The sequence below is a fragment of the Eubacterium sp. 1001713B170207_170306_E7 genome, assembly GCF_015547515.1.
Lineage (GTDB): Bacteria > Bacillota > Clostridia > Eubacteriales > Eubacteriaceae > Eubacterium.
Genome location: NZ_JADMVE010000004.1, coordinates 216,070 through 236,957, shown reverse-complemented (window position 1 = coordinate 236,957; position 20,888 = coordinate 216,070). Strand labels below are relative to the sequence as shown.

Sequence of the window (20,888 nt, the reverse complement as noted above, 5' to 3'; positions counted from 1 at the left end):
GGCTTCTGCTTTGAAATAAGATCATGCATATGACTATTTTGCAAAGGTTAACAGAACAAGGAGGCGTGTATGCATAAAGTAGTGTTTGTCGTTAAGGGGAAACGGCAGGTAGAGTTTTTAGCGGGACAAAGAGAAAATCTCCTGGAAGCGGCGCGGAAAGCCGGAATTATGATCGACACACCGTGCAACGGCAGTGGAACCTGCGGGAAGTGCAAGGTTCAGATTACAAAGGGCAAGGTAGCCGCCTTGTCACTGACCCGCCTGACGGATGAGGAAATTGCCGACGGCTGGGTGCTGGCCTGCAGCTCTGAAATTGTTGAGGACATCGAGGTGAATGTGCCGGATCTGGCCTCGGCTTTCCAGAATGAAATGCAGATTACGGACCTGTCTGAAAATGAGAGCAAAAACATCCGCTATGTGCGGAAAAAGATGCTAAAGATGGGGATGACGGATTCCAACCGCCTGTGCTGTGAGATTATCGAGCTGCCAGAGCCTACCAACGACGACAATCTCGCGGATGAGGACCGGCTGAAGCGTTATTTCCGCCAGACTCTGGGCTATGCCGATATTCAGGTAAGCCTGGACGTTCTCAGGAAATTCCCGGACGCGTTCAGGGAAAATAACTTTAAGATTAAGGTCGTCTACCTGAAGCGCGGCGATATTGCTGAGATCATGGATGTGCGTTCCTGTCTGGAATGTACCTGCGCTCTCTACGGGGTGGCCCTGGACATCGGCACAACGTCTGTTTCGGCCTGTCTGGTCAATATGGATACCAACGAAATTGTTTCCAAGGCCTCCATGGGAAATGCTCAGGTTAAATACGGCGGCGATGTCATCAACCGGATTGTTTATACCGAAAAGCCCGGCGGCCTGAGAAAGCTGCGGGACGCGATTATTGAGGAAACCATCAATCCGCTGATCGGCCAGATGGTTCAGTCCGCCGGGATTACCACAGATGACATCTATGAGATGTGCGCGGCCGGCAACACGACCATGACCCATCTGCTGCTGGGAATCAATCCAGATCATCTGAGACGGGAGCCCTTTATTCCCGGTGTCAATACGATTCCTGAAATGAAGAGCACGGAAATCGGTATCCGCATCAATCCCGAGGGCCGGGTCTACCTGGCGCCATCGGTGGCAAGCTATGTTGGGGGCGATATTACCGCTGGCGTATTCGCTGTTCCGGTTTGGCTTCAGGAAGAATTTACCATGCTGGTGGACCTTGGGACCAACGGCGAGATCGTCTTTGGCAATAAGGACTTTATGATGACCTGCGCCTGCTCAGCAGGCCCGGCCTTTGAAGGCGGAGAAATCAGCTGCGGGACCCGCGCGGTTCCAGGCGCCATTGAAGAAGTCAAAATTGACGACGCCACATTAAAGGCGAGTTTTTCAACCATTGGCGGAGAAGCGCCGGTAGGCGTCTGCGGTTCCGGTATCATCGACCTTATCTGCGAGATGAAGCGGACCGGCATTATTGATGGCAAGGGCCGTATCAGCAAGGATATCGGCAATCCGCGGATCGCCTTTGACGAATACGACATTGGGCGCTACTTTGTCTGCTCAAAGGAGCTGGACGGCAGTGCCAAGGATATCTACATCACAGAGATTGACATCGACAGCTTTATCAAGGCAAAGGGGGCTGTGTTCTCAGCCATCCACACCCTGATGGAAAGCATGGATATGCCGATTGAGGTGCTTGAAAATGTGTATGTGGCCGGAGGAATCGGCAGCAATCTCGGCATCGAAAACGCCATTGCTTTGGGAATGCTCCCGGATATCCCGGTTGACAAGTACTACTATATTGGAAACAGCTCAATGCAGGGGTGCTATCTGGCCCTGACACTGGCTGAGGGAAAAGAAAAAATCGCAGAAATTGGACAGAATATGACTTATATGGAGCTCAGTGTTCACCCTGCTTATATGGACGCCTTCATATCGGCCTGCTTTATCCCGCATACGGATATGAGCCTGTTCCCAAGCCTGCAAAAATAGACAGAGGTAACCAATGCTAAATTCTGAAATAGAAGCAGCCATCGAAGAAAAGCGAAAAGACAAGCTGCCCTATGATCATTATAAAAATCTGATAAAAGATAAGGACCCGCTGGAGATGGCGGAGCGGTCCACCTGTCCCTATGACCCCGAAACACAGATGTTTACTGTAACGCTGATGGGTGAGGTGTACAGAGTGAAATACCCTGAAGGCGACGTGCTTTTAAAAGACGGAAGCGCCTTTGACGATTACAAGCCTATGACCATGATCCTGCGTTATCTGCTTAACGCCCAGGGCGTACCGCCCATGGGCACCACCATCGCATACCGGGATATTTCGGGGGGGAACCACTATTTTAAAAGCTTTGAGGGCCGCTGCCTTAAGCGCTTTGCCTTTACCTTCAACTACGACGTCGAAGGTCTGAAGCGGGCCATGGAAAAGCTGAACGCGGAGCCCAAAAAGCATGGGGATTTATCCTACCGGTTTGAGTTTATCAACAACATGTATCTGACCGTGATTCTCTGGCTGGGGGACGATGAGTTCCCGCCGGAAGCACAGATTCTGTTCGACAGCAATATCACCTCAGGCTTTGACGCCGAGGACCTGGCGGTCATGGGAGATATTTTTATCCCGGCTCTGAAACGGCTGGCAAAAGCGGAGGAAAACCTGTAAAATATAGTAATAACGCATTTATTTACGGGGACGTTTTCAGGGGTTTCATGAAATCATTTAAACCTACTAAATAACTGCGAATTAAAAGCTTTAGAAAGACGGGTAAATTTTTGTTTTTGGTCGAAAAATGTTTGACAAACTTATAACAAGATAGTAGTATATGTGTATACTTATATATACAAGTCTGTGTACACCGGTTTATTTTCAATTGAAATTTTAAAGCAACCGGAATTTGTCATGTTCACAAAACGATTCCGGGCTTTGAAATATAAAAAAATACTAACAAGAACGAGTTAGGAGGTAACGAGGAAATGCCATTCAAAAAAGCAGAACAAAAGTTTAGTGGCAAGATCAATGAGTGTGTAATTGGTGTTGGAGATGCAGCGATTACCCTCGGAGGAGAAAAAGGATTACCATTTTTAAGTGGTGAAGGAAACGCACCGGTTGTTGGTGTCGAAATTTTAGACAGTTACCCAGAAGATTGGGAAAAATGTCTGGTTGACGCTTACGGTGATGTCGTAAAGGATCCTGCAGCATGGGCAAAATATGTACAGGACAATACAGACGCACAGTTTATTGCGTTAAAATTAATCAGTGCCGATCCTAACGGCGCTAACAAATCATCTGAAGAATGTGTTGAGATCGCTAAAGCTGTCGAAGCGGCTGTCGATCTTCCGCTGGTTATTGCCGGCTGCAACAACGCTGAAAAAGACGGTGATTTACTGGTTAAGGTTTCTCAGGCGCTGTCTGGCAAAAACGCTGTTTTATTCTCAGCTGTTGAAGATAACTACAAATCTGTTGGCGTAGCAGGTAATGCTGACGGCCACAAAGTATCCGGCCAGTCTGCTGTTGATATCAACCTTGCAAAACAGTTAAATATCCTGTTGACACAGTTAGGTGTTGACGGCGGAAACATCATCATGGATGTTGGAACCGCGGCTGTTGGCTATGGTTTTGAATATGTTGCTTCTACAATGGACCGTATCCGTTTAGCTGCTTTAGGCCAGAACGATACCGACCTGCAGATGCCAATCATGACCAATGTCGGCGACGAAGCCTGGGGCGTAAAAGAAGCCGTATTCACTGAAGAAGAAGCTCCTGAATGGGGAAATCAGGAAGAACGTGGTATCGCTATGGAAGTTTCCACTGCAGCTTCTTGCTTAATCGGCGGCTCAAACGCTGTTATTGTTAAACATCCGGAATCAGCTAAAGTGATTAAAAACTTTATCAAAGAGTTAGTAGGTTAGGAAAGGTAGGCGCAAAAAAATGGCAGTAAAAGGTTTAGATATTTTTAAACTGACTCCTAAGAAAAACTGTAAGGAATGTGGATTCCCTACATGTATGGCATTCTCAATGAAAGTAGCCGCTGGCGCTGCAGAAATTGACAAATGCCCGTATATTACAGACGAAGCTAAAGCTCAGTTATCTGAAGCTACCGCTCCTCCGATGAAAACAATCAAGATCGGAACCGGCGACACAGAATGTGCTCTGGGCGGCGAAACCGTATTATTCAGACATGAAAAAACTTATGTCAGCAAGGCTTTATTCGCAGTTGAATTCTCAGATGCCGATTCTGACGATGAAATCGCCAAGAAGGTAGCGCATTTAGAAGCTGTTAAATATGACCGTATCGGCGAATTAATGTGTGTAGAAGTCGCTTCTGTACGTTATGCTGCTGACAAGGCTAAATTCTTAGACCTGATCGCTAAAGTGATCGAACTGGGCCGTGTGCCAATGGCAGTTGTAGAAGATGTTGATGTGGCTAAGGAAGCCGCTGAAGCAATCAAGGCTGCTAAGGGTATCTTAATGGGCGCTACCCCTGCAAACGCCGACGCGATGGTAGAAGTTGCCAAAGCTGCTGACGTTGTACTGGGCGTTTCTGCCGGTTCAATCGAAGAATTACATGACGTTGTTGAAAAAATTGAAGCCGCTGGCTACAAGAACCTGGTTCTGAACGTTGGCGACAGCTCTGTCAAAGAAGCTTACAACAACGCTGTAACCATCCGTACCAACACTCTGAAGGGCGATGACAGAACCTTCGGCTATCCTTCAGTTGTATTTGTTAACAAGCTTGCCTGCTGCGAACAGATGGAAGTTGCCTTAGCTTCTGCTTTTGTTCTGCGCTATGGCTCCATCATCGTAATGAGCGATATGGATTTCAAACAGGCTCTGCCGCTGTTCGGCTTAAGACAAAACATCTTTACCGATCCTCAGAAACCAATGCGTGTCGAACCGACCATCTACGAATTCAATAAAGCTGACGACAACGCACCTGTACTGGTTACCGTTGACTTCGCGCTGTCCTACTTCGTAGTTTCCGGCGAAATCGAACGCTCTAAGGTTCCTGCTTACCTGGCTATTCCAGATGCTGGCGGTTACTCTGTTCTTACAGCCTGGGCTGCCGGTAAATTCGGTGCTTCCGTTATCTCTGATTTCATCAAGGAAAGCGGCATTGCTGACAAGACAAAATGCAGAAAACTTATCTTACCAGGTAAGGTTGCTGTATTACAGGGCGACGTTGCTGAAGCGCTTCCAGACTGGGAAGTTATTGTCGGACCGACAGAAGCAATGCAGATCCCGAAATTCTTACGTGATTTAATGGGTATTGCCTAAGCTCTGCGCTGAACGGCGAATCTCTGTCATTCATACGAATTGAAACTTTTCCGCAGCTGGCAGCGGGGGCTCCCGGCTGCGGGTTATCCAAAAATATTTTATAATCCGAAAGGGGAAACATTATGGCAAAATTTATGGTTATCGGTGAAAGAATTCACTGTATTTCTCCAGCAATGCGCGAAGCATTTGAAACACGTAATCCTGAACCAATCCTGCAGAGAGCAAAAGAACAGTTGGACGCTGGTGCAGATTACCTGGATCTGAATATCGGACCTGCTGAAAAAGACGGTGAAGAATTAATGCAGTGGGGCGTTAAATTGTTACAGGAAAACTTTGACAATGTTCCATTGGCACTCGACACCGCTAACATGAAAGCGATCGAAGCGGGTATTCAGGTTTATAACCGTGAAAAAGGCAAGCCACTCGTTAACTCCGCTGATGCCGGCGACCGTATCGGTTACCTGGATTTAGCTGCTGCCAACGATGCTGCCTGCATCTGCTTATGCTCTAAAGAAGGTGTACCTTCTGACAATGACGAACGTATCGCTTACTGTTCTGAACTCCTTGAAAGAGGGATGGAACATGGCATGGAACCAACCGATATGCTGTTTGACCCACTGGCACTTGTTATCAAGGGTATGCAGGACAAACAGGAAGAAATGCTTGAAGCCGTTAAGATGATCACAGACATGGGTCTGCTGACAACTTGTGGTTTAAGTAATGTTTCCAACGGTGCTCCAAAACACATCAGACCATTACTCGACAGCGCAATGATGGCAATGGCAATGTGCTGCGGTTTATCCAGCGCAATCATTAATCCTTGCGACAAACGCTTAATGGAAACTGTTGTAGCCTGTGATATTATCAAAAATAATATCTTATACGCAGACTCCGTTCTGGAATTCTAAGAGAAGTTAATAAAAAAACAAGCCCCTAAAGTAACGCTCATTCTGAAAAATGAAAGAAACGTTGCTTTAGGAGCCCATATTGAATAAATGACTGATTTGCGTTGCCGCTTTTATTATTCTACAATAATAAAGTGTTTTTGTAAAGTAGAAATTTTTACAAAGCTGCTGCAATGTGAGTAAATTACTAGGAGAGGTAAATTAAATATGAGCAATGAATTGTTAGAATTTGATGTTATAGCTGAAGCTTTAATCGAAAAAGCTCAAAAAGATGGCGCTGAAACCATGTGGGACAGAAAAGCTGCCTTAAAAACCCAGTGTGGTTTTGGTGAAGGCGGTATCTGCTGCCGTATCTGCGTTATGGGTCCCTGCCGTGTAAGCCCGTCACCAGATAAAGGCGCTCAGAGAGGTATCTGTGGTGCGGACAGAGACACCATCGTTGCCAGAAACTTTGCGAGAATGTGCTGTGGTGGTACATCTGCCCACTCTGACCATGCGCGTGATATCGTACATGCCATGTACCATTCTTCTGAAGATGGTCCTTTCAAAATCAGAGAAGAAGGCAAGCTGAGAAGAATCGCTGCCGAATGGGGTCTGGAAGACACAGACACCAAAGAAACCTATGCTCTGGCTCACGAACTGGCCGAAAAAGCACTGATGGAATTTGGTAAACCTTTCGGAACACAGAATTTCTTAAAGAGAGCGCCAAAATCCCGTCAGGAAATCTGGGACAGAGAAAACATCGCGCCCAGAGCCATTGACCAGGAAGTTGTTACCTTAATGCACTCCACCCATATGGGTTGCGCAAGTGATCCTGAATCCATTTTAAGACGTTCTTTAAGAACAAGTATGTCTGATGGCTGGGGCGGTTCCATGATCGGTACCGAATTCTCCGATATCATGTACGGTATTCCAAAGGAAAGAGCTTCTGAATCCAACTTAGGTGTTATTGATCCTGAACAGGTAAATATCATGCTCCACGGACATGATCCGAACCTGGCTGAAATGATCGCAGTTGCATCTAAAAACCCAGAACTGCTTGAAATGGCAAAAGAACAGGGCGCTAAGGGCATCAACGTTGTCGGTATGTGCTGTACCGGTAATGAAATGACCATGCGTCACGGGATTAAGATCGCCGGTAACTTCTACCAGCAGGAAATGGCCATTATCACAGGCGCCGTTGAAGTTGCTGTTGTAGACGTTCAGTGTATCTTCCCTGCACTGCCAAAATTAGCTAAGAGCTACCATACACGTTTTATCAGTACATCTCCAAAAGCAAAAATTGCCGGAGACATGTATATTGAATTTAATGAAGAAGATCCATTGAGCTGTGCTGAAGAAGTGATCAAAACAGCTGTAATGAACTTCAAAAACAGAGACGCTTCCAAAGTTGACGTACCAGAACTGAAATCTGAAACCATTGTTGGTTATTCTGTAGAAACAACCATCGGCGCTTTAGACCGTGTTGTTAACTCTCAGACCGACGTGACAGGTACCGTTAAACCTTTAGGCGACTTAGTCTGGGCCGGCGTTTTAAGAGGCGCTGCCGGTATTGTTGGTTGTAACAATCCAAAGGTCGAACATGACTATGCCCACATCACATTGATGAAAGAATTAATTAAAAACGACGTTATCTGCGTTGTTACTGGTTGTGCAGCTCAGGCTGCTGCTAAAGCTGGTCTTTTAAAACTGGAAGCAAAAGAACTTTGCGGCCGTGGTTTAAAAGAAGCCTGCGAAAGAGCAAATATTCCTCCAGTATTACATATGGGTTCCTGTGTTGATATCAGCCGTATCCTTCACCTGGTTACATTAGTAGCGAATGAAAGAGGCGTTGATATCGCTGAATTGCCGGTAGTTGGTGCCGCACCTGAATACATGTCTGAAAAGGCTGTTGCCATCGCATCTTATGTAGTATCAAGTGGTTTAAATACTTATCTTGGTGTTATGCCTTATGTTTCCGGAAGTGAAAACTTCATGAAGCTGATGACCGAAGGTGTTAAGGAATGGACTGGCGCTGCTTATGTCTTTGAATCAGATCCAGTTAAGGCTGCTGAATTAATCATGGCCGATATTGAAGACAAGAGAACAAAACTGGGAATTTAATTATACTGAATAATTTTTAAGAATGGACAGGTGATAAAATGAAAATAGCATTAACTGGAAAAGGCGGCGTTGGGAAAACGACAATTACAGCCTGCCTCAGCCGTTACTATGCCGATAAAGGTTTTAACGTATTAGCCGTTGATGCTGACCCCGATGCAAATCTAGGCCTGGCACTGGGTATGAGCGAAGAAATGATTGACAGCATCACACCTATTTCCGAAATGAAAGACTTGGCCGAAGAGCGGACAAACGCAAAAAAGGGAACCTACGGCGCCTTTTTTACAATGAATCCGGAAGTTGCGGATATTCCTGAAAAATTTTGCCGAGAGTTTAACGGCGTTAAGCTCTTAACAATGGGAACAGTCGATACCGGCGGAGGCGGATGCGTCTGCCCGGAACATGTATTGTTGAAAATGCTGACGACACATTTGGTTTTATACCAAAAGGACATTGTCATCATGGATATGGAAGCAGGGATTGAACATCTCGGCCGTGGAACCGCGTCAGCGGTCGACGCGTTTATCGTTGTCGTCGAGCCGGGTATCCGAAGCATCCAGACCTTTAAACGAATCAGCAAGCTGGCTGGTGACATCGGTGTTAAACACGTTTATGCCATTGGTAATAAAATTCGCAAACCGGAAGATATTGACTTCTTAAATGAACGGATCGGAGCGGAAAATATTTTTGGTTTCTTAGATTACAGCGATCAGATTTCCGGTTCAGACAGAAACAATAAATCACCGTACGATGTTCCTGAAACCAGAGAAAAAATTGCAGCTCTTGGGGAAAAAATCGAAGCGACTGTGAAAAATAATCAATAGTCCATTCACCTAAAACATTCATAACTTTATATTGAAATATAAATACGGAGGAAGAAAATCACATGGAACATAAGACTTATAATCTTTTTGATATAATTTACAGTGGTACTGCTAAATATCTTGAACGTGCTGAAAAAGATGTTGCAAAGGCCATTGAAGAAAAAGGCAGAGACGCAGAAGCCAAGCTGCCGGATACCGCTTATGGCTTAGCTACAATTTACGCGATCACAGGCGAAAAATTATTGACAGTAGGCGATCTGGAACGCGGTATTGAAATGGCAAAAGAACACATCAACCGCACAAACATGCTGGCCGACGCATTAGAAGCCGGTGTTGCCGCTGCAATGTTATGTGAAATTATCCAGGCCTGCAAATACTTAGACGGAAACCCACACGAAGAATGGGTAGACGGCGCATTAACCGATGCGGTTGTCCGTTCCTTCGGTGTTGCCCTGGTTACTCAGGATATCCCTGGTGTTGCTGTTATTATCGGTGAACACAAGGATCCTGAACAGTTAGCAAAAACAATCAAATCTTATCAGAATAAAGGTCTTCAGACATACCTCGTCGGTAAATGTATCGACCAGGCCAGAGACCAGAAGATCAAAATGGGCGTTGACCTTCGCGTTATCCCATGCGGTTACGAAATCGAAGATGTTATCAACGTTGTATCTGTTGCTGTACGTGCTTCGATCATGTTCGGTAACACCCCTGCCGGCGAATGGGAAAAACACAGAATCTACACAAGAGACCGTGTCTTCGCATTTGTTAATGTATTCGGCGATTGGGATGACAAGATCATCGCTGCTGGCGCCTGCGCAATTGACATGGGCTTCCCGGCAATCACAGAAACCTACATCAACGAAGTTCCTACCCTGCTGTTAAACCAGCCAGACCTGTCAAAGACAGACGCTACCTCTCTTGAAGCCCGCGGCATCAAGATCAAGGTTACCGAAATTGACTGTCCTGTATCTGTATCCTCCGCTTTCGAAGGCGAACGTGTCCGTAAAGACAACATGAAAGCTGAATTCGGCGGAAACAGAACAAAAGCCTGGGAACTCGTTCACACTGTTGAACTGGGCGATATCGAAGATCATAAGATTACCGTTATCGGACCGGATATCGACGATCCACAGTTTGACGGCGTTGACGTTGTCCGTATCCCACTTGGCCTGGAAATCAAGGTTGCTGGTAAAGCAATGCAGACAGACTTCGAATCTGTACTTGAAAGAAGATTACACTACTTCTTAAACTACATCGAAGGCGCAATGCACGTAGGCCAGAGAAATATTGCCTGGGTTCGTTTAACCAAAGAAGCGTTTGACGCTGGCTTCAGACTGCGCCACATCGGTGAAGTAGTTTACGCGAAGATGTTAGATGAATTTGGCAAGGTTGTCGATAAAGTTGAAATTACCATCTATACCAAAGAAGAAGATGTTGTACGTCTTGAAGAAGAACTGGTTAAACCAATCTACAACGTACGTGACGACAGACTGAACTCTCTGACAGATGAAAGTGTCGATGTATTCTACACCTGTACACTGTGCCAGTCCTTCGCTCCTTCTCATGTCTGTGTTGTAACACCTGAACGTTTAGGCCTCTGCGGTGCGGTTTCCTGGTTAGACTCCAAAGCTACCAAGGAACTTGACCCAACCGGTCCTTCTCAGCCAATCGAAAAGAATGGTGTTATCGACGAACGCTTAGGCGCTTGGGATGAAGTTAATGAAGTTGTAGCGAAGTGCTCTCAGGGTGCAGTTGAAAAAGTTACACTGTACTCAATCTTAGAAGATCCAATGACTTCCTGCGGCTGCTTCGAATGTATCTGCGGTATTATGCCAGAAGCCAACGGTGTTGTTATTGTTAACCGTGAATTCGGCGGCATGACACCAACCGGTATGACCTTCGGTGAATTAGCTTCCATGACAGGTGGTGGGGTTCAGACTCCTGGCTTTATGGGCCACGGCCGTCACTTCATTGCTTCCAAAAAATTCATGGCTGCTGAAGGCGGTATCGAAAGAATCGTATGGATGCCTAAGGAACTGAAAGATGATGTTGCAGAAAGATTAAACAAATCTGTACAGGAATTATACGGTATTGAAAACTTCACAGACATGGTTTGTGACGAAACAATCGCTGTTGACTCCGAAGCAGTATTAGAATTCTTAACAGAAAAAGGCCATCCAGCACTGGAAATGGATCCAATTATGTAATAAAACTTGCTTGAAAGCAGGACGTTGCCGTCCTGCTTTCTTTTTCTAAATAAGAATATTTCTAAAAGAGCAAGACAAAATTAAGGAAAAAGGTTATAATTAAATTATAAGAAGCATGGAGGGATTATTATGAGCGAACACAGCCACGAACATACACATACACACAGCCACCCGCACGACGGTAGCCACGATCACGATCATGGGCACAGCCACGACGCGGCACACGAACATGAGCACACCCACACACATACCCATCCTCATGACCACGAGCATGGACACGACCATGACCACGATCACGGACATACCCACGAGGGCGAAGGCAAGGATATCGAAATTTTAGGTCTTTTGCTGGACCACTGGGCAGATCATAACCAGGAACACGCCAAGGAATATAAAAACTGGGTGGATAAAATGAACGCAGTGGGCAAGACCGAGGTGTCAAAAGCCATTGAAGAAGCCATTGCCCTGATCGGCCAGGCCGACGAGCATTTAATGGAAGCCAAAAAGGCTTTGATTAAATAGAGCTGTTTATGCCCCTTATTGCCATAAAATGGCTTGATAAATCGGGCTGAACATTATATACTAAGATTGCAAAAGATGATTAACTCCGGTATCCGGGGCTCTTATTATCCATCCGGATACCCGAACGAAAATCTAATTTTCAAAATTGAAAGGAGATGTTTGTTATGTGCGAATCTTCAGCATATTTAGTGAATAAAAAAGGCGAAGAAGAAAAAATTATGGACTATGTCATCGACATTGTGCCGAACAATGACGGAAGCCTGACACTTTCGGACCTTTTAGGAGGCACTAAAATTGTCAACGGACGTTTAAAAGAAGTGAAATTATTGAACCACAAGATTCTGATCGAGGACGCAGCGGTATAAGATGAATATTGTTGTGTTGGACGGAATGGGCGGCGGCATCGGCTCCCGGATTGTTGGTATCCTGAAAGAGGAAATCCCACCTTATATTGAAGTATACGGTCTGGGGACAAATGCCCTGGCGACAGCGGCGATGCTCAAAAAGGGTGCCAACAAGGGGGCGACCGGTGAAAATGCCATCGTGGTAAACGCGGGAAAAGCCGACGTGATTATCGGCTCCATTGCCATGACAATGCCCAATGAAATGATGGGTGAGGTGACAACGCGGATGGTGGAGGCAGTCAATGCCAGCGAAGCCATCAAGATTTATATTCCGATTCTACCGGAAAATAATTACATTGTCTCCCTTGAGGAAAAACCACTGTTATTGCAGATCCGTGAAGCCGTTGCGCTGATTAAAAAAGAGCTGAATCTTTAATACAGATACTTAGAAGGTGACTGAAATGGAAAAATTATCCGAAAAGGACGCTGAAGTTTTTCAGGTATTACTGGTACATTGGATTAATCACAACGGTGAGCATGTGGAGGGCTATCGTGAATGGTCCGAAAAAATGGCGGAGGTCAGACCTGAGGTCGCCGGCGAAATAGACCAGGCGATTGACAAAATGCAGCAGGCAGCCAGAAAGCTGATGGAAGCCAAAATCAAGTTTCAGGAAAGCTGAGAGCAGACAATAAAATAAATTGAGAATATTTGCTTGAAGGCAAGGTTTATTAACCATGTCTTTTTTTGTTTTCCGGATAGGGCCGCTTAATTTTAAGCGGTCCTATTTTTTCTTTTGATAATTAAAGAGTAATCGGTTATAATAGAGATATCTTGATACAGGAGGCTGAAGGAATGTCGCTAAAAATTAAAAATCCAAAACGATTTTTAATCTCATTGATCGTTATGCTGCTTTTATTGCTCTTTGTCATCGTTGGTTTTTTTACAGTGATGGGAAAAATCATCGGTCTGTTTACCAAAAAAGACGAACCGCAGGCAACGCCTGAGCCGACCGCAACGGCCCAGGCCGCGACGCCGACTCCTTCAGCATCACCGACGCCGGCAGCGCCGACGGTTGACCCTGCTAATCTGGGAGACATTCAGGTTCTGGTCAATAAAACCCATGAGCTGCCCTCAGACTACGAGCCCTCGGATTTAGTGACGGTTCCCCTGAGAGGAAGCCGTGAGACACAGCTCCGCCAGCAGGCGTCTGATGCGCTGGTCAAGCTTTTTGAAGCTGCGGATAACGACGGCGTGACCTTATACTGCGCCTCCGGCTACCGCTCCTACAGCATGCAGAAGGATCTGTTTGAAGAGAACGTTGCCGCCTACGGCGAAGAGCAGGCCAATCTGGTCAGCGCCAGGGCAGGCCAGAGCGAGCACCAGACCGGACTCTGCATGGACGTGACCTGCGAGGCCATGGGAATGGATCTGCAGGAAAGCTTTGCCGATACGCCTGAAGGCCAGTGGATTGCCGACAACGCACAGAATTACGGCTTTATTATCCGTTTTCCGGAGGGAAAGACCGATATTACCGGTTATTCCTATGAGCCCTGGCATATCCGCTATGTGGGCGCAGACGCGGCAAAAGAGATACACAGCAAAAATGAAACCTTTGAGGAATATTTAGGACAGACAAACTGAGGATGTGCCGAAACGCACATCCTCGTTTCGATTTCAGGAGGGAAAGAATGCGTGTAGAAAAAATCAGAGACTGTACCCTGATCTATAAAGACACAAAAGAAGCCATTGTCATTACCTGCGATTCCATTGGCGCCATCGGCGATAAGGCCATGGATGTGGTCAGGGTACCGCCGGAGCTGACAGCCTATGAAACCGTCAAGGTGGCCCTGGGCGAGCTGCTGGCCCTCGGGGCCGCGCCCATTGCCATTTCGGATGGCCTGGCCGTGGAGACAGACCCCACCGGAAAACGCATGATCAACGGCATCAAAAAAGCCATCGCTGAGCTTCCGGACTATGAGATCGCTCTGACTGGAAGCTGCGAGGACAATATGCCCACAGTCCAGACCGGGGCGGGCATTACCGTGATCGGCCTTGTCCGGGAGGACCAGGTGAAATACCGGATCACAAAGCCGGGTGATAAGGCAGTGCTTTTCGGAAAGCCGCTGTACGGCGACGACTTTTCAAAGCAGCTGCACCTGGCCTTGCAGCTCCCGGATTTTACAGCCATCCGAAAAATTTCCGGGCTTCTGGAAATGGTGCCGGTGGGCTCAAAGGGCATCGCCTACGAGGTTTTAAAAATCGCGGAGGACAACGGCCTGAGCTTTGAATGGAAGGACTGCCTTCCCTTTGACATCGGACAGTCTGGCGGTCCGGCCTCCTGCTGTGTGGCCACCGTACCCGCGGACATGGTTTCTCAGCTTGAAAATTATACCGGAAAGCAGGTGGCAGAGCTGGGATGCTTTGTAAAAACCAATCTTCGTTAAATTAATCTTGCTTTTTTCAGAGAAGATTATTATAATAGTATAGAAAAAACGCGTCCCTATAGCTCAGTAGGATAGAGCAGCGGTTTCCTAAACCGCGTGCCGGAGGTTCGAATCCTCTTAGGGACGCCACTTAATTTAGTTGAAACAGCCCCGAAAGCAGAGCTTGTCGGGGTTTTTATATCGGGATTCACTTTATTATAAGGAGAAATTAAAATGAAGATTGGATTTATCGGAATCGGCGTTATGGGCCAGTCCATGGTCAGAAACCTCATGAAAAAGGGCTATGAGGTTTCGGTTTATAACCGCACAAAGGCTAAAGCAGACGCTGTGGTGCGGGAGGGGGCCCATTGGTGCGGCAGTGTGGCAGACTGCGCGGCAGATAAGGACGTAGTGATTACCATTGTGGGCTACCCCAAGGATGTGGAGGAAGTCTATTTCGGCAGTACAGGTATTATCGAGAACGCCCGGGAGGGCGCGGTACTCATCGACATGACCACCACCAGCCCCAAGCTTTCCAAACGCATTTATGAAGCCGCTGCCAGCCGCGGCATCGCGGCCCTGGACGCGCCGGTGTCTGGCGGCGACGTGGGCGCTGAGAAGGGAACCCTGTCCATTATGGCCGGCGGTGACGAAGCCGTGTTCAAAAGCTGCCTGCCAGTCTTTGAAGCCATGGGAACCAACATTATTTACGAGGGCGGCCCGGGCGCAGGCCAGCACACCAAAATGGCCAACCAGATCGCCATCGCGGGGGCTGTATCCGGCGTCTGCGAAGCCCTGGCCTACGCGAAGGCCGTGGGGCTGGACGAACAGACCATGCTCAACAGTATCAGCGCAGGGGCGGCCGGAAGCTTTCAGATGAGCAATACCGCGCCGAGAATCCTGAAAGACGACTTTGCGCCCGGCTTTTTTGTGAAGCACTATATCAAGGATATGAGAATTGCCAGAGAGGAAGCCGAGGAGGCCTCCGCGCATCTGGAGGTGCTGAGCAAGGTGCTGGAAATGTACGAGAGCCTTGAAAAAGAAGGCTATGGTGATCTGGGAACCCAGGCCCTTATTAAATATTACGAGCAGTAAAACCATTGAATTTGAGGTAAAACATGAGAATCAGGGATGAGAAGCTGAAAAATGAAACCAAGCAGCTGGAGCGGACCTACAAGATCTGCAAACAAGAAATTGAAAAGATCAACCAGGCCATGTCCGGAAACCCGGACGCCGTGGAGCTGGCGGATCTGAATTATCAGAGAGGCTTTCTGGAGGGACGGCTGCAGAGCGCCGGTGCCATGCTGAGTTTTTTCCAGGATTACAACGCGCACCCGCTGGAGCTTTCCTATGAGCTGAGCCCGGATGCGGGCATGGACCAGGCCCAGGCCGACCGCATTTTGCAGCTTCTGAACCACCACCTGTCCGCCTACGCCTTTGAGCTGGCCCAGGAGCAGAAGGGCGCCGCGGTCCACGGCGAGAATATCCGCAGCGCTGTCCAGGTGATCAATGTCCTGATCAGTGTGCTGGAAATATTAAACCCGGGTTACGTGTATAAATTTTTTGACGGCCGCAGCGGCAGCTGGACCGGGGTATACAGCGTTGAAAAGGGAAAAGAGGACGCGGGCTTTCAGGTCGTGCTCAAGCAGGATATACCGCGCTGAAGGCACACAAAAATATAACAAATTCTGCATTGCAGGCACAGGTGGATTGTGCTAAAATAAGTCGACTCATTGGTGAAGGGGTGAAAGCTTGTGGATGAATTTAAAAAATACATCATTATTGCCGTACTGGCGCTGGTGGCCGTTTTGGTGGCGCCGGTGATTATCGCCCTGCTGGGCATTGTCCTGTCACCTGTGATTACGACAATCGGGTTTGTACTGATCCTGTTTGCCGTGACAGTTTTTATTGCCTATAAAAATAAAATCGGAAGAAAATAGGAGATCTGTTATTGACAAGAACGTTGGAAACGGCTGAAAAGCGCATCGCGGTGCGCCTGGCAGAGGAGAAGGATTATCAGAGAATTCTGGATATTCTGAATGTGGCTATTCTGGAAAGGCGTGTCACAGCGCTTTTGACCCCGGTAACCATGGAGAGCCGCAGAGGCTGGTTTAAAGAGCACAGCGACGGCATACACCCCATTTACGTGGCCGAAAAGAGCGGCATTGTGGCCGGCTGGATGGCCGTGACCGCTTACCGGTCGGGCCGGGAGGGCTTTAAGCATGCCTGTGAGATCAGCTATTATATCGCGCCCGAGTTCCGGAGCAGCGGCATCGGCTCAAGCCTGATGGAGCACGTAATCCGCGAGAGCAGAAAGCGGGGCCTTAAAAACCTGATGGCGGTTATTTTTGCCGATAACTTGGGCTCACAGCGCCTGGCCGCCAAATACGGCTTCAAAATCTGGGGGACATTTCCGGAAATTGTGGAGATTGACGGGCGGACCACCGACTGTTACCAGATGGGCCTAAAACTTTGACAATTACCGCTTGATTCTTCAGGATAATTCTGCTATAATAGCTTATAGTGTTTTGATGTGAAAGGCGTTACGCCTTTTTTTATTGTTTTATTGACATGGGCCACCGTTTTATGCTATTCTATACTGGTGACCATGAAAATAGGAAACGTGTGTCTATATGATGTTATTCGTGTATATAATAAAGGATGTAGGAGGTGCTGTAATTGAGAGTTAAAGTAACTTTGGCATGTACGGAATGTAAACAAAGAAACTACGATACAATGAAAAATAAAAAGAACAATCCGGATCGTTTAGAAGAAAAAAAATATTGCAAGTTCTGTAAAAAGCATACACTGCATAAAGAAACGAAATAGGATTGGCAAAGAGGAATTAATCATGGCAGCTAAGACGAAAAAAAAGTCTAAAACCACAAAAAACACAAACACAAAAAATGATAATATCCAAAAGACACAGGTAGCTGAATCAAAAAAGACGAGTGTTGCCAAGGATGACAAAAAGAGCACTGACAGTAAAGATAAAAAGAATACCAAGAAATCTGACAAAAAGAAAAAGCCGAATATCTTTGTCCGCATGCTTGACTTTGTTAAGGGCGTTTTCTCCGAACTTAAAAAAGTTAACTGGCTGACAAAAGAAGAGCTGGCAAAAAGCTCTGGCTTCGTAGCCGGCTTTGTCGCAATCTTTACATTTTTGATTTGGGTTATTGATTCAGGTCTTGGTGCATTGGCCGCTCTACTAATTGGACTTAAATAGTACTGAGGGATAATCATGGAATATGAAAACAGTGGCCAGGCAGAATGGTACGTTGCCCATACCTACTCAGGATATGAGAACAAGGTAAAGGCAAGTATTGAAGCAACGGTCGAAAACAGACATATGGAGGATCAGATCCTCGAAGTACAGGTTCCTGTACAGGAAGTTGTCGAAACAAAGGACGGCAAGCGCGTCGTAAGAGAGAAGAAGCTCTTCCCGGGTTACGTCATGGTCAAGATGTTTATGACCGATGATTCCTGGTACGTTGTACGTAATACGCGTGGTGTAACCGGCTTTGTCGGCCCGGCCTCCAAGCCCGTTCCATTAACCAAAGCCGAATTAAAAAACATGGGTATCCGGCAGCAGGCTGTTCAGATCGACCTTGAGGTCGGTGATGAAGTCAATGTTGTGGATGGACCATTTGAAGGTTTTACCGGAATTATCGAAGAGATAAATCTGGAAAAATCAAAAGTTAAGGTCAATATTTCCATGTTTGGACGGGAAACTCCAACCGAACTGGAATTTGAACAAATACAAAAAATTAAGAACACTTAAGGGAAAACTATTCTTCAATTATGAAAAAATGAAGGAGGTGTTAGCATGGCAAAGAAAGTAATTGGTCTCATCAAGTTACAGATTCCTGCAGGTAAAGCTACTCCAGCTCCACCAGTTGGTCCGGCTCTGGGTCAGCATGGTGTTAATATCATGGGATTCTGTAAAGAATTTAACGCTAAAACAGCAAATGAAGCAGGTATGATTATTCCGGTAGTAATTACCGTATATCAGGATCATTCCTTCACATTTATCACAAAAACTCCACCGGCAGCCGTTTTACTCAAAAAGGCAGCAGGGATTGATAAAGCTTCCGGCGTACCAAACAAAACTAAAGTTGCAAAAATTTCTCAGGACCAGGTCCGCGAAATCGCAACCTTAAAAATGCCTGACCTGAATGCAGCCAATGTTGAATCAGCAATGAGAATGATCGCTGGTACAGCGCGCAGCATGGGTATCACTGTAGAAGAATAAGAATTCAGAAGGTAGAAACACCTTAAGTGGGAGGGAAACCGCTAAAACCACAAGGAGGAAATATGAAACGAGGAAAGAAATATCAGGACAATTTAAAAAGTTTTGATAAAGCTGAACTGTTTGACCTTGATGCCGCAGTGGCTCAGGTAAAAAAAATGGCGACCGCTAACTTTGATGAAAGTATTGAAATGCACATCAAGCTCGGCGTTGACTCCCGTCATGCGGACCAGCAGGTTCGTGGCGCCATCGTACTGCCAAATGGTACTGGTAACACCGTAAAAGTTTTAGTTGTCGCCAAGGGTGACAAGCTGAAAGAAGCGGAAGAAGCCGGTGCAGATTTCTTTGGCGAAGATGAAATTATTGATAAAATCCAAAAAGAAAATTGGTTTGATTTCGATGTTATGATTGCTACCCCGGATATGATGGGCAAGGTCGGTCGTTTAGGTCGTGTTTTAGGTCCAAAGGGCTTAATGCCAAACCCGAAATCCGGTACAGTAACCATGGATATCGCAAAAGCTGTCCAGGATACCAAAGCTGGTAAAGTTGAATACCGTCTGGATAAAACAAACATTATCCACGTAATCATCGGTAAGGCTTCCTTTACAGAAGAACAGCTCATGCAGAACATGACAACCCTTCTGGAAACCATCAAGAAAGCAAAACCAGCCGCTGCAAAAGGCCAGTACTTCAGAAGTGTGACCGTTGCAAGCACAATGAGCCCTGGTGTAAAAATTAATACAGCAAAAATCTGACTTGACATAAAAACAGACTAATGATACAATATTTGATGTTGTAAAAAAGTTATAAAAACGTTCATCCATAGACAGCAGGGACTGCGGTTTAAATATCCTGCCGAGGCTGAAGAGACACGAGCATTATATACATGATGATATAAGCTCTCTTCACCTGCGTGGAGAGAGCTTTTTATATGACTAAAATTCACATCGTAAGGAGGTGCAGAAAAGAATATGCCAAATATTGAAGCAAAACAGGCGATCGTGCAGGAAATTGCCGATAAAATGAAAAATGCACAGGGTACAGTCGTTGTTGACTACCGTGGCTTAAACGTAGAAGAAGTGACCGAATTAAGAAAAAAAGCCAGAGAAAACAACATCGATTATAAAGTTTATAAAAACTCTATGATGCGTTTTGCAGCGAAAGAAGCAGGCGTAGAAGGCTTACTGGATGTTTTGGTTGGACCAACCGCCATCGCATTCTGTGAAGACGATCCAGTCGCTCCGGCTAAACTGATCAACGACTTTGCAGCAGCACACAAGGCTTTGGAAATTAAAGCAGGTGTTGTGGAAGGTAAGGTTTTAGACGTAGCTGGCGTTAAGGAATTAGCCGAATTACCGCCGCGCGAAGTATTGGTTGCAAAAGTCCTTGGCGGCTTAAACGCACCAATCTCAGGCTTCGCAAATGTATTGAACGCAAACCTCAAGGGTTTAGTGGTCGCTTTAAACGCGATCGCAGAACAGAAAGGCGCCGAAGCGTAAGCACAGCGCTGACAGCATAAGTACCGGATGCTTGATATAGAATCGGTACAAAAATTAAATTAAAAAATAATTAAACAATTTTGGAGGATATTACAATGAGTGAAAAAGTAACACAGTTAATTGAAGACGTAAAAGGTTTAACCGTATTAGAATTATCTGAATTAGTAAAAGCTTTAGAAGAAGAATTTGGCGTAAGCGCTGCTGCTCCTGTAGCTGTAGCTGCTGCTCCTGCTGCTGGTGGCGCTGCTCCGGCTGCTGAAGAAAAAACTGAATTCGACGTTGTTTTAGCTGCTGCTGGCGACCAGAAAATCAAAGTTATCAAAGTTGTTCGTGAATTAACAGGCTTAGGCTTAAAAGAAGCAAAAGCAGTTGTTGACGAAGCTCCAAAGCCGCTTAAAGAAGGCGTTACCAAAGAAGAAGCTGACGAAATCAAAGCTAAAATTGAAGAAGTTGGCGGTAGCGTAGAAGTTAAATAATTTAACTTTTATCAAACACAAAAAACAAAGTGCGATGGGCCTGTTCCATGGCACTTT

The 20,888-nt window shown here is 46.2% G+C and carries 25 protein-coding genes, 1 tRNA gene and 1 other annotated feature; all 26 genes read left to right on the top strand.

The genetic code is table 11. From position 1 onward, the window contains the following. Positions 1-69: 69 nt before the first annotated feature. The 26 genes from acsV (at position 70) to rplL (ending at position 20,831) form a co-directional block, all read left to right on the top strand. A complete protein-coding gene (acsV, locus tag I2B62_RS11770) occupies positions 70-1,995 on the top strand; it encodes a corrinoid activation/regeneration protein AcsV (RefSeq protein WP_195269269.1) in 1,926 nt (641 codons plus the stop codon). 13 nt (positions 1,996-2,008) lie between these two features. Next, a complete protein-coding gene (locus tag I2B62_RS11765; RefSeq protein ID WP_195269268.1) occupies positions 2,009-2,665 on the top strand; it encodes a DUF3786 domain-containing protein in 657 nt (218 codons plus the stop codon). A gap of 311 nt (positions 2,666-2,976) precedes the next feature. After that, positions 2,977-3,912: an acetyl-CoA decarbonylase/synthase complex subunit delta gene (acsD, locus tag I2B62_RS11760; protein WP_195269267.1), complete on the top strand. Its 936-nt coding sequence runs from the start codon at positions 2,977-2,979 to the stop codon at positions 3,910-3,912. 19 nt (positions 3,913-3,931) lie between these two features. Next, positions 3,932-5,278 carry an acetyl-CoA decarbonylase/synthase complex subunit gamma gene (gene acsC, locus I2B62_RS11755; RefSeq protein WP_195269266.1) on the top strand — a complete coding sequence of 449 codons (1,347 nt, stop codon included), beginning with the start codon at positions 3,932-3,934 and terminating at the stop codon, positions 5,276-5,278. A gap of 122 nt (positions 5,279-5,400) precedes the next feature. Continuing rightward, a complete protein-coding gene (gene acsE, locus I2B62_RS11750) occupies positions 5,401-6,186 on the top strand; it encodes a carbon monoxide dehydrogenase/acetyl-CoA synthase methytransferase subunit (protein ID WP_013381869.1) in 786 nt (261 codons plus the stop codon). 204 nt (positions 6,187-6,390) lie between these two features. Next, positions 6,391-8,286 carry an anaerobic carbon-monoxide dehydrogenase catalytic subunit gene (cooS, locus tag I2B62_RS11745; protein ID WP_195269265.1) on the top strand — a complete coding sequence of 632 codons (1,896 nt, stop codon included), beginning with the start codon at positions 6,391-6,393 and terminating at the stop codon, positions 8,284-8,286. A 38-nt stretch (positions 8,287-8,324) separates the two neighbouring features. After that, entirely contained in the window at positions 8,325-9,107 is a 783-nt protein-coding gene (locus I2B62_RS11740; protein WP_195269264.1) for a carbon monoxide dehydrogenase accessory protein CooC, read from the top strand. A gap of 62 nt (positions 9,108-9,169) precedes the next feature. Continuing rightward, entirely contained in the window at positions 9,170-11,317 is a 2,148-nt protein-coding gene (gene acsB / locus I2B62_RS11735; protein WP_195269263.1) for an acetyl-CoA decarbonylase/synthase complex subunit alpha/beta, read from the top strand. A gap of 129 nt (positions 11,318-11,446) precedes the next feature. After that, positions 11,447-11,839, top strand: coding sequence for a zinc transporter (locus tag I2B62_RS11730; protein WP_195269262.1), 393 nt, complete (start codon positions 11,447-11,449; stop codon positions 11,837-11,839). A gap of 164 nt (positions 11,840-12,003) precedes the next feature. Then, positions 12,004-12,204 carry a CooT family nickel-binding protein gene (locus I2B62_RS11725; protein ID WP_013381863.1) on the top strand — a complete coding sequence of 67 codons (201 nt, stop codon included), beginning with the start codon at positions 12,004-12,006 and terminating at the stop codon, positions 12,202-12,204. 1 nt (position 12,205) lies between these two features. Continuing rightward, entirely contained in the window at positions 12,206-12,619 is a 414-nt protein-coding gene (locus I2B62_RS11720; protein ID WP_195269261.1) for a DUF3842 family protein, read from the top strand. A 25-nt stretch (positions 12,620-12,644) separates the two neighbouring features. Next, positions 12,645-12,863 carry a hypothetical protein gene (locus I2B62_RS11715; RefSeq protein ID WP_195269260.1) on the top strand — a complete coding sequence of 73 codons (219 nt, stop codon included), beginning with the start codon at positions 12,645-12,647 and terminating at the stop codon, positions 12,861-12,863. Positions 12,864-13,036: 173 nt separating this feature from the next. Further along, positions 13,037-13,825: a M15 family metallopeptidase gene (locus I2B62_RS11710; protein ID WP_195269259.1), complete on the top strand. Its 789-nt coding sequence runs from the start codon at positions 13,037-13,039 to the stop codon at positions 13,823-13,825. Positions 13,826-13,872: 47 nt separating this feature from the next. Next, entirely contained in the window at positions 13,873-14,628 is a 756-nt protein-coding gene (locus I2B62_RS11705) for an AIR synthase related protein (protein WP_195269258.1), read from the top strand. 52 nt (positions 14,629-14,680) lie between these two features. After that, positions 14,681-14,757: transfer RNA gene (locus I2B62_RS11700), tRNA-Arg, on the top strand. 84 nt (positions 14,758-14,841) lie between these two features. Then, positions 14,842-15,702, top strand: a complete 861-nt coding sequence (locus tag I2B62_RS11695) for an NAD(P)-dependent oxidoreductase (protein WP_195269257.1) — start codon at positions 14,842-14,844, stop codon at positions 15,700-15,702. Between the two features lie 23 nt (positions 15,703-15,725). Further along, positions 15,726-16,271: a hypothetical protein gene (locus I2B62_RS11690; protein WP_195269256.1), complete on the top strand. Its 546-nt coding sequence runs from the start codon at positions 15,726-15,728 to the stop codon at positions 16,269-16,271. Between the two features lie 90 nt (positions 16,272-16,361). Continuing rightward, entirely contained in the window at positions 16,362-16,547 is a 186-nt protein-coding gene (locus I2B62_RS11685) for a hypothetical protein (RefSeq protein ID WP_195269255.1), read from the top strand. Positions 16,548-16,558: 11 nt separating this feature from the next. Continuing rightward, positions 16,559-17,083: a GNAT family N-acetyltransferase gene (locus tag I2B62_RS11680; protein ID WP_195269254.1), complete on the top strand. Its 525-nt coding sequence runs from the start codon at positions 16,559-16,561 to the stop codon at positions 17,081-17,083. Positions 17,084-17,286: 203 nt separating this feature from the next. After that, positions 17,287-17,436 (top strand): 50S ribosomal protein L33, encoded by a 150-nt coding sequence (rpmG, locus tag I2B62_RS11675; protein WP_013381854.1) that lies wholly within the window; start codon positions 17,287-17,289, stop codon positions 17,434-17,436. A gap of 22 nt (positions 17,437-17,458) precedes the next feature. Beyond that, positions 17,459-17,833, top strand: coding sequence for a preprotein translocase subunit SecE (secE, locus tag I2B62_RS11670; protein WP_195269253.1), 375 nt, complete (start codon positions 17,459-17,461; stop codon positions 17,831-17,833). 15 nt (positions 17,834-17,848) lie between these two features. Continuing rightward, positions 17,849-18,388, top strand: a complete 540-nt coding sequence (gene nusG / locus I2B62_RS11665) for a transcription termination/antitermination protein NusG (RefSeq protein WP_195269252.1) — start codon at positions 17,849-17,851, stop codon at positions 18,386-18,388. A 45-nt stretch (positions 18,389-18,433) separates the two neighbouring features. Beyond that, positions 18,434-18,859, top strand: coding sequence for a 50S ribosomal protein L11 (rplK, locus tag I2B62_RS11660; RefSeq protein ID WP_038352880.1), 426 nt, complete (start codon positions 18,434-18,436; stop codon positions 18,857-18,859). A gap of 62 nt (positions 18,860-18,921) precedes the next feature. Beyond that, a complete protein-coding gene (gene rplA / locus I2B62_RS11655; protein WP_013381850.1) occupies positions 18,922-19,611 on the top strand; it encodes a 50S ribosomal protein L1 in 690 nt (229 codons plus the stop codon). Positions 19,612-19,658: 47 nt separating this feature from the next. Then, positions 19,659-19,795: a sequence feature (ribosomal protein L10 leader region), on the top strand. 32 nt (positions 19,796-19,827) lie between these two features. Then, positions 19,828-20,355, top strand: a complete 528-nt coding sequence (rplJ, locus tag I2B62_RS11650; protein ID WP_058695431.1) for a 50S ribosomal protein L10 — start codon at positions 19,828-19,830, stop codon at positions 20,353-20,355. A 95-nt stretch (positions 20,356-20,450) separates the two neighbouring features. Next, positions 20,451-20,831, top strand: a complete 381-nt coding sequence (gene rplL, locus I2B62_RS11645; RefSeq protein WP_013381848.1) for a 50S ribosomal protein L7/L12 — start codon at positions 20,451-20,453, stop codon at positions 20,829-20,831. Positions 20,832-20,888 lie beyond the last annotated feature (57 nt).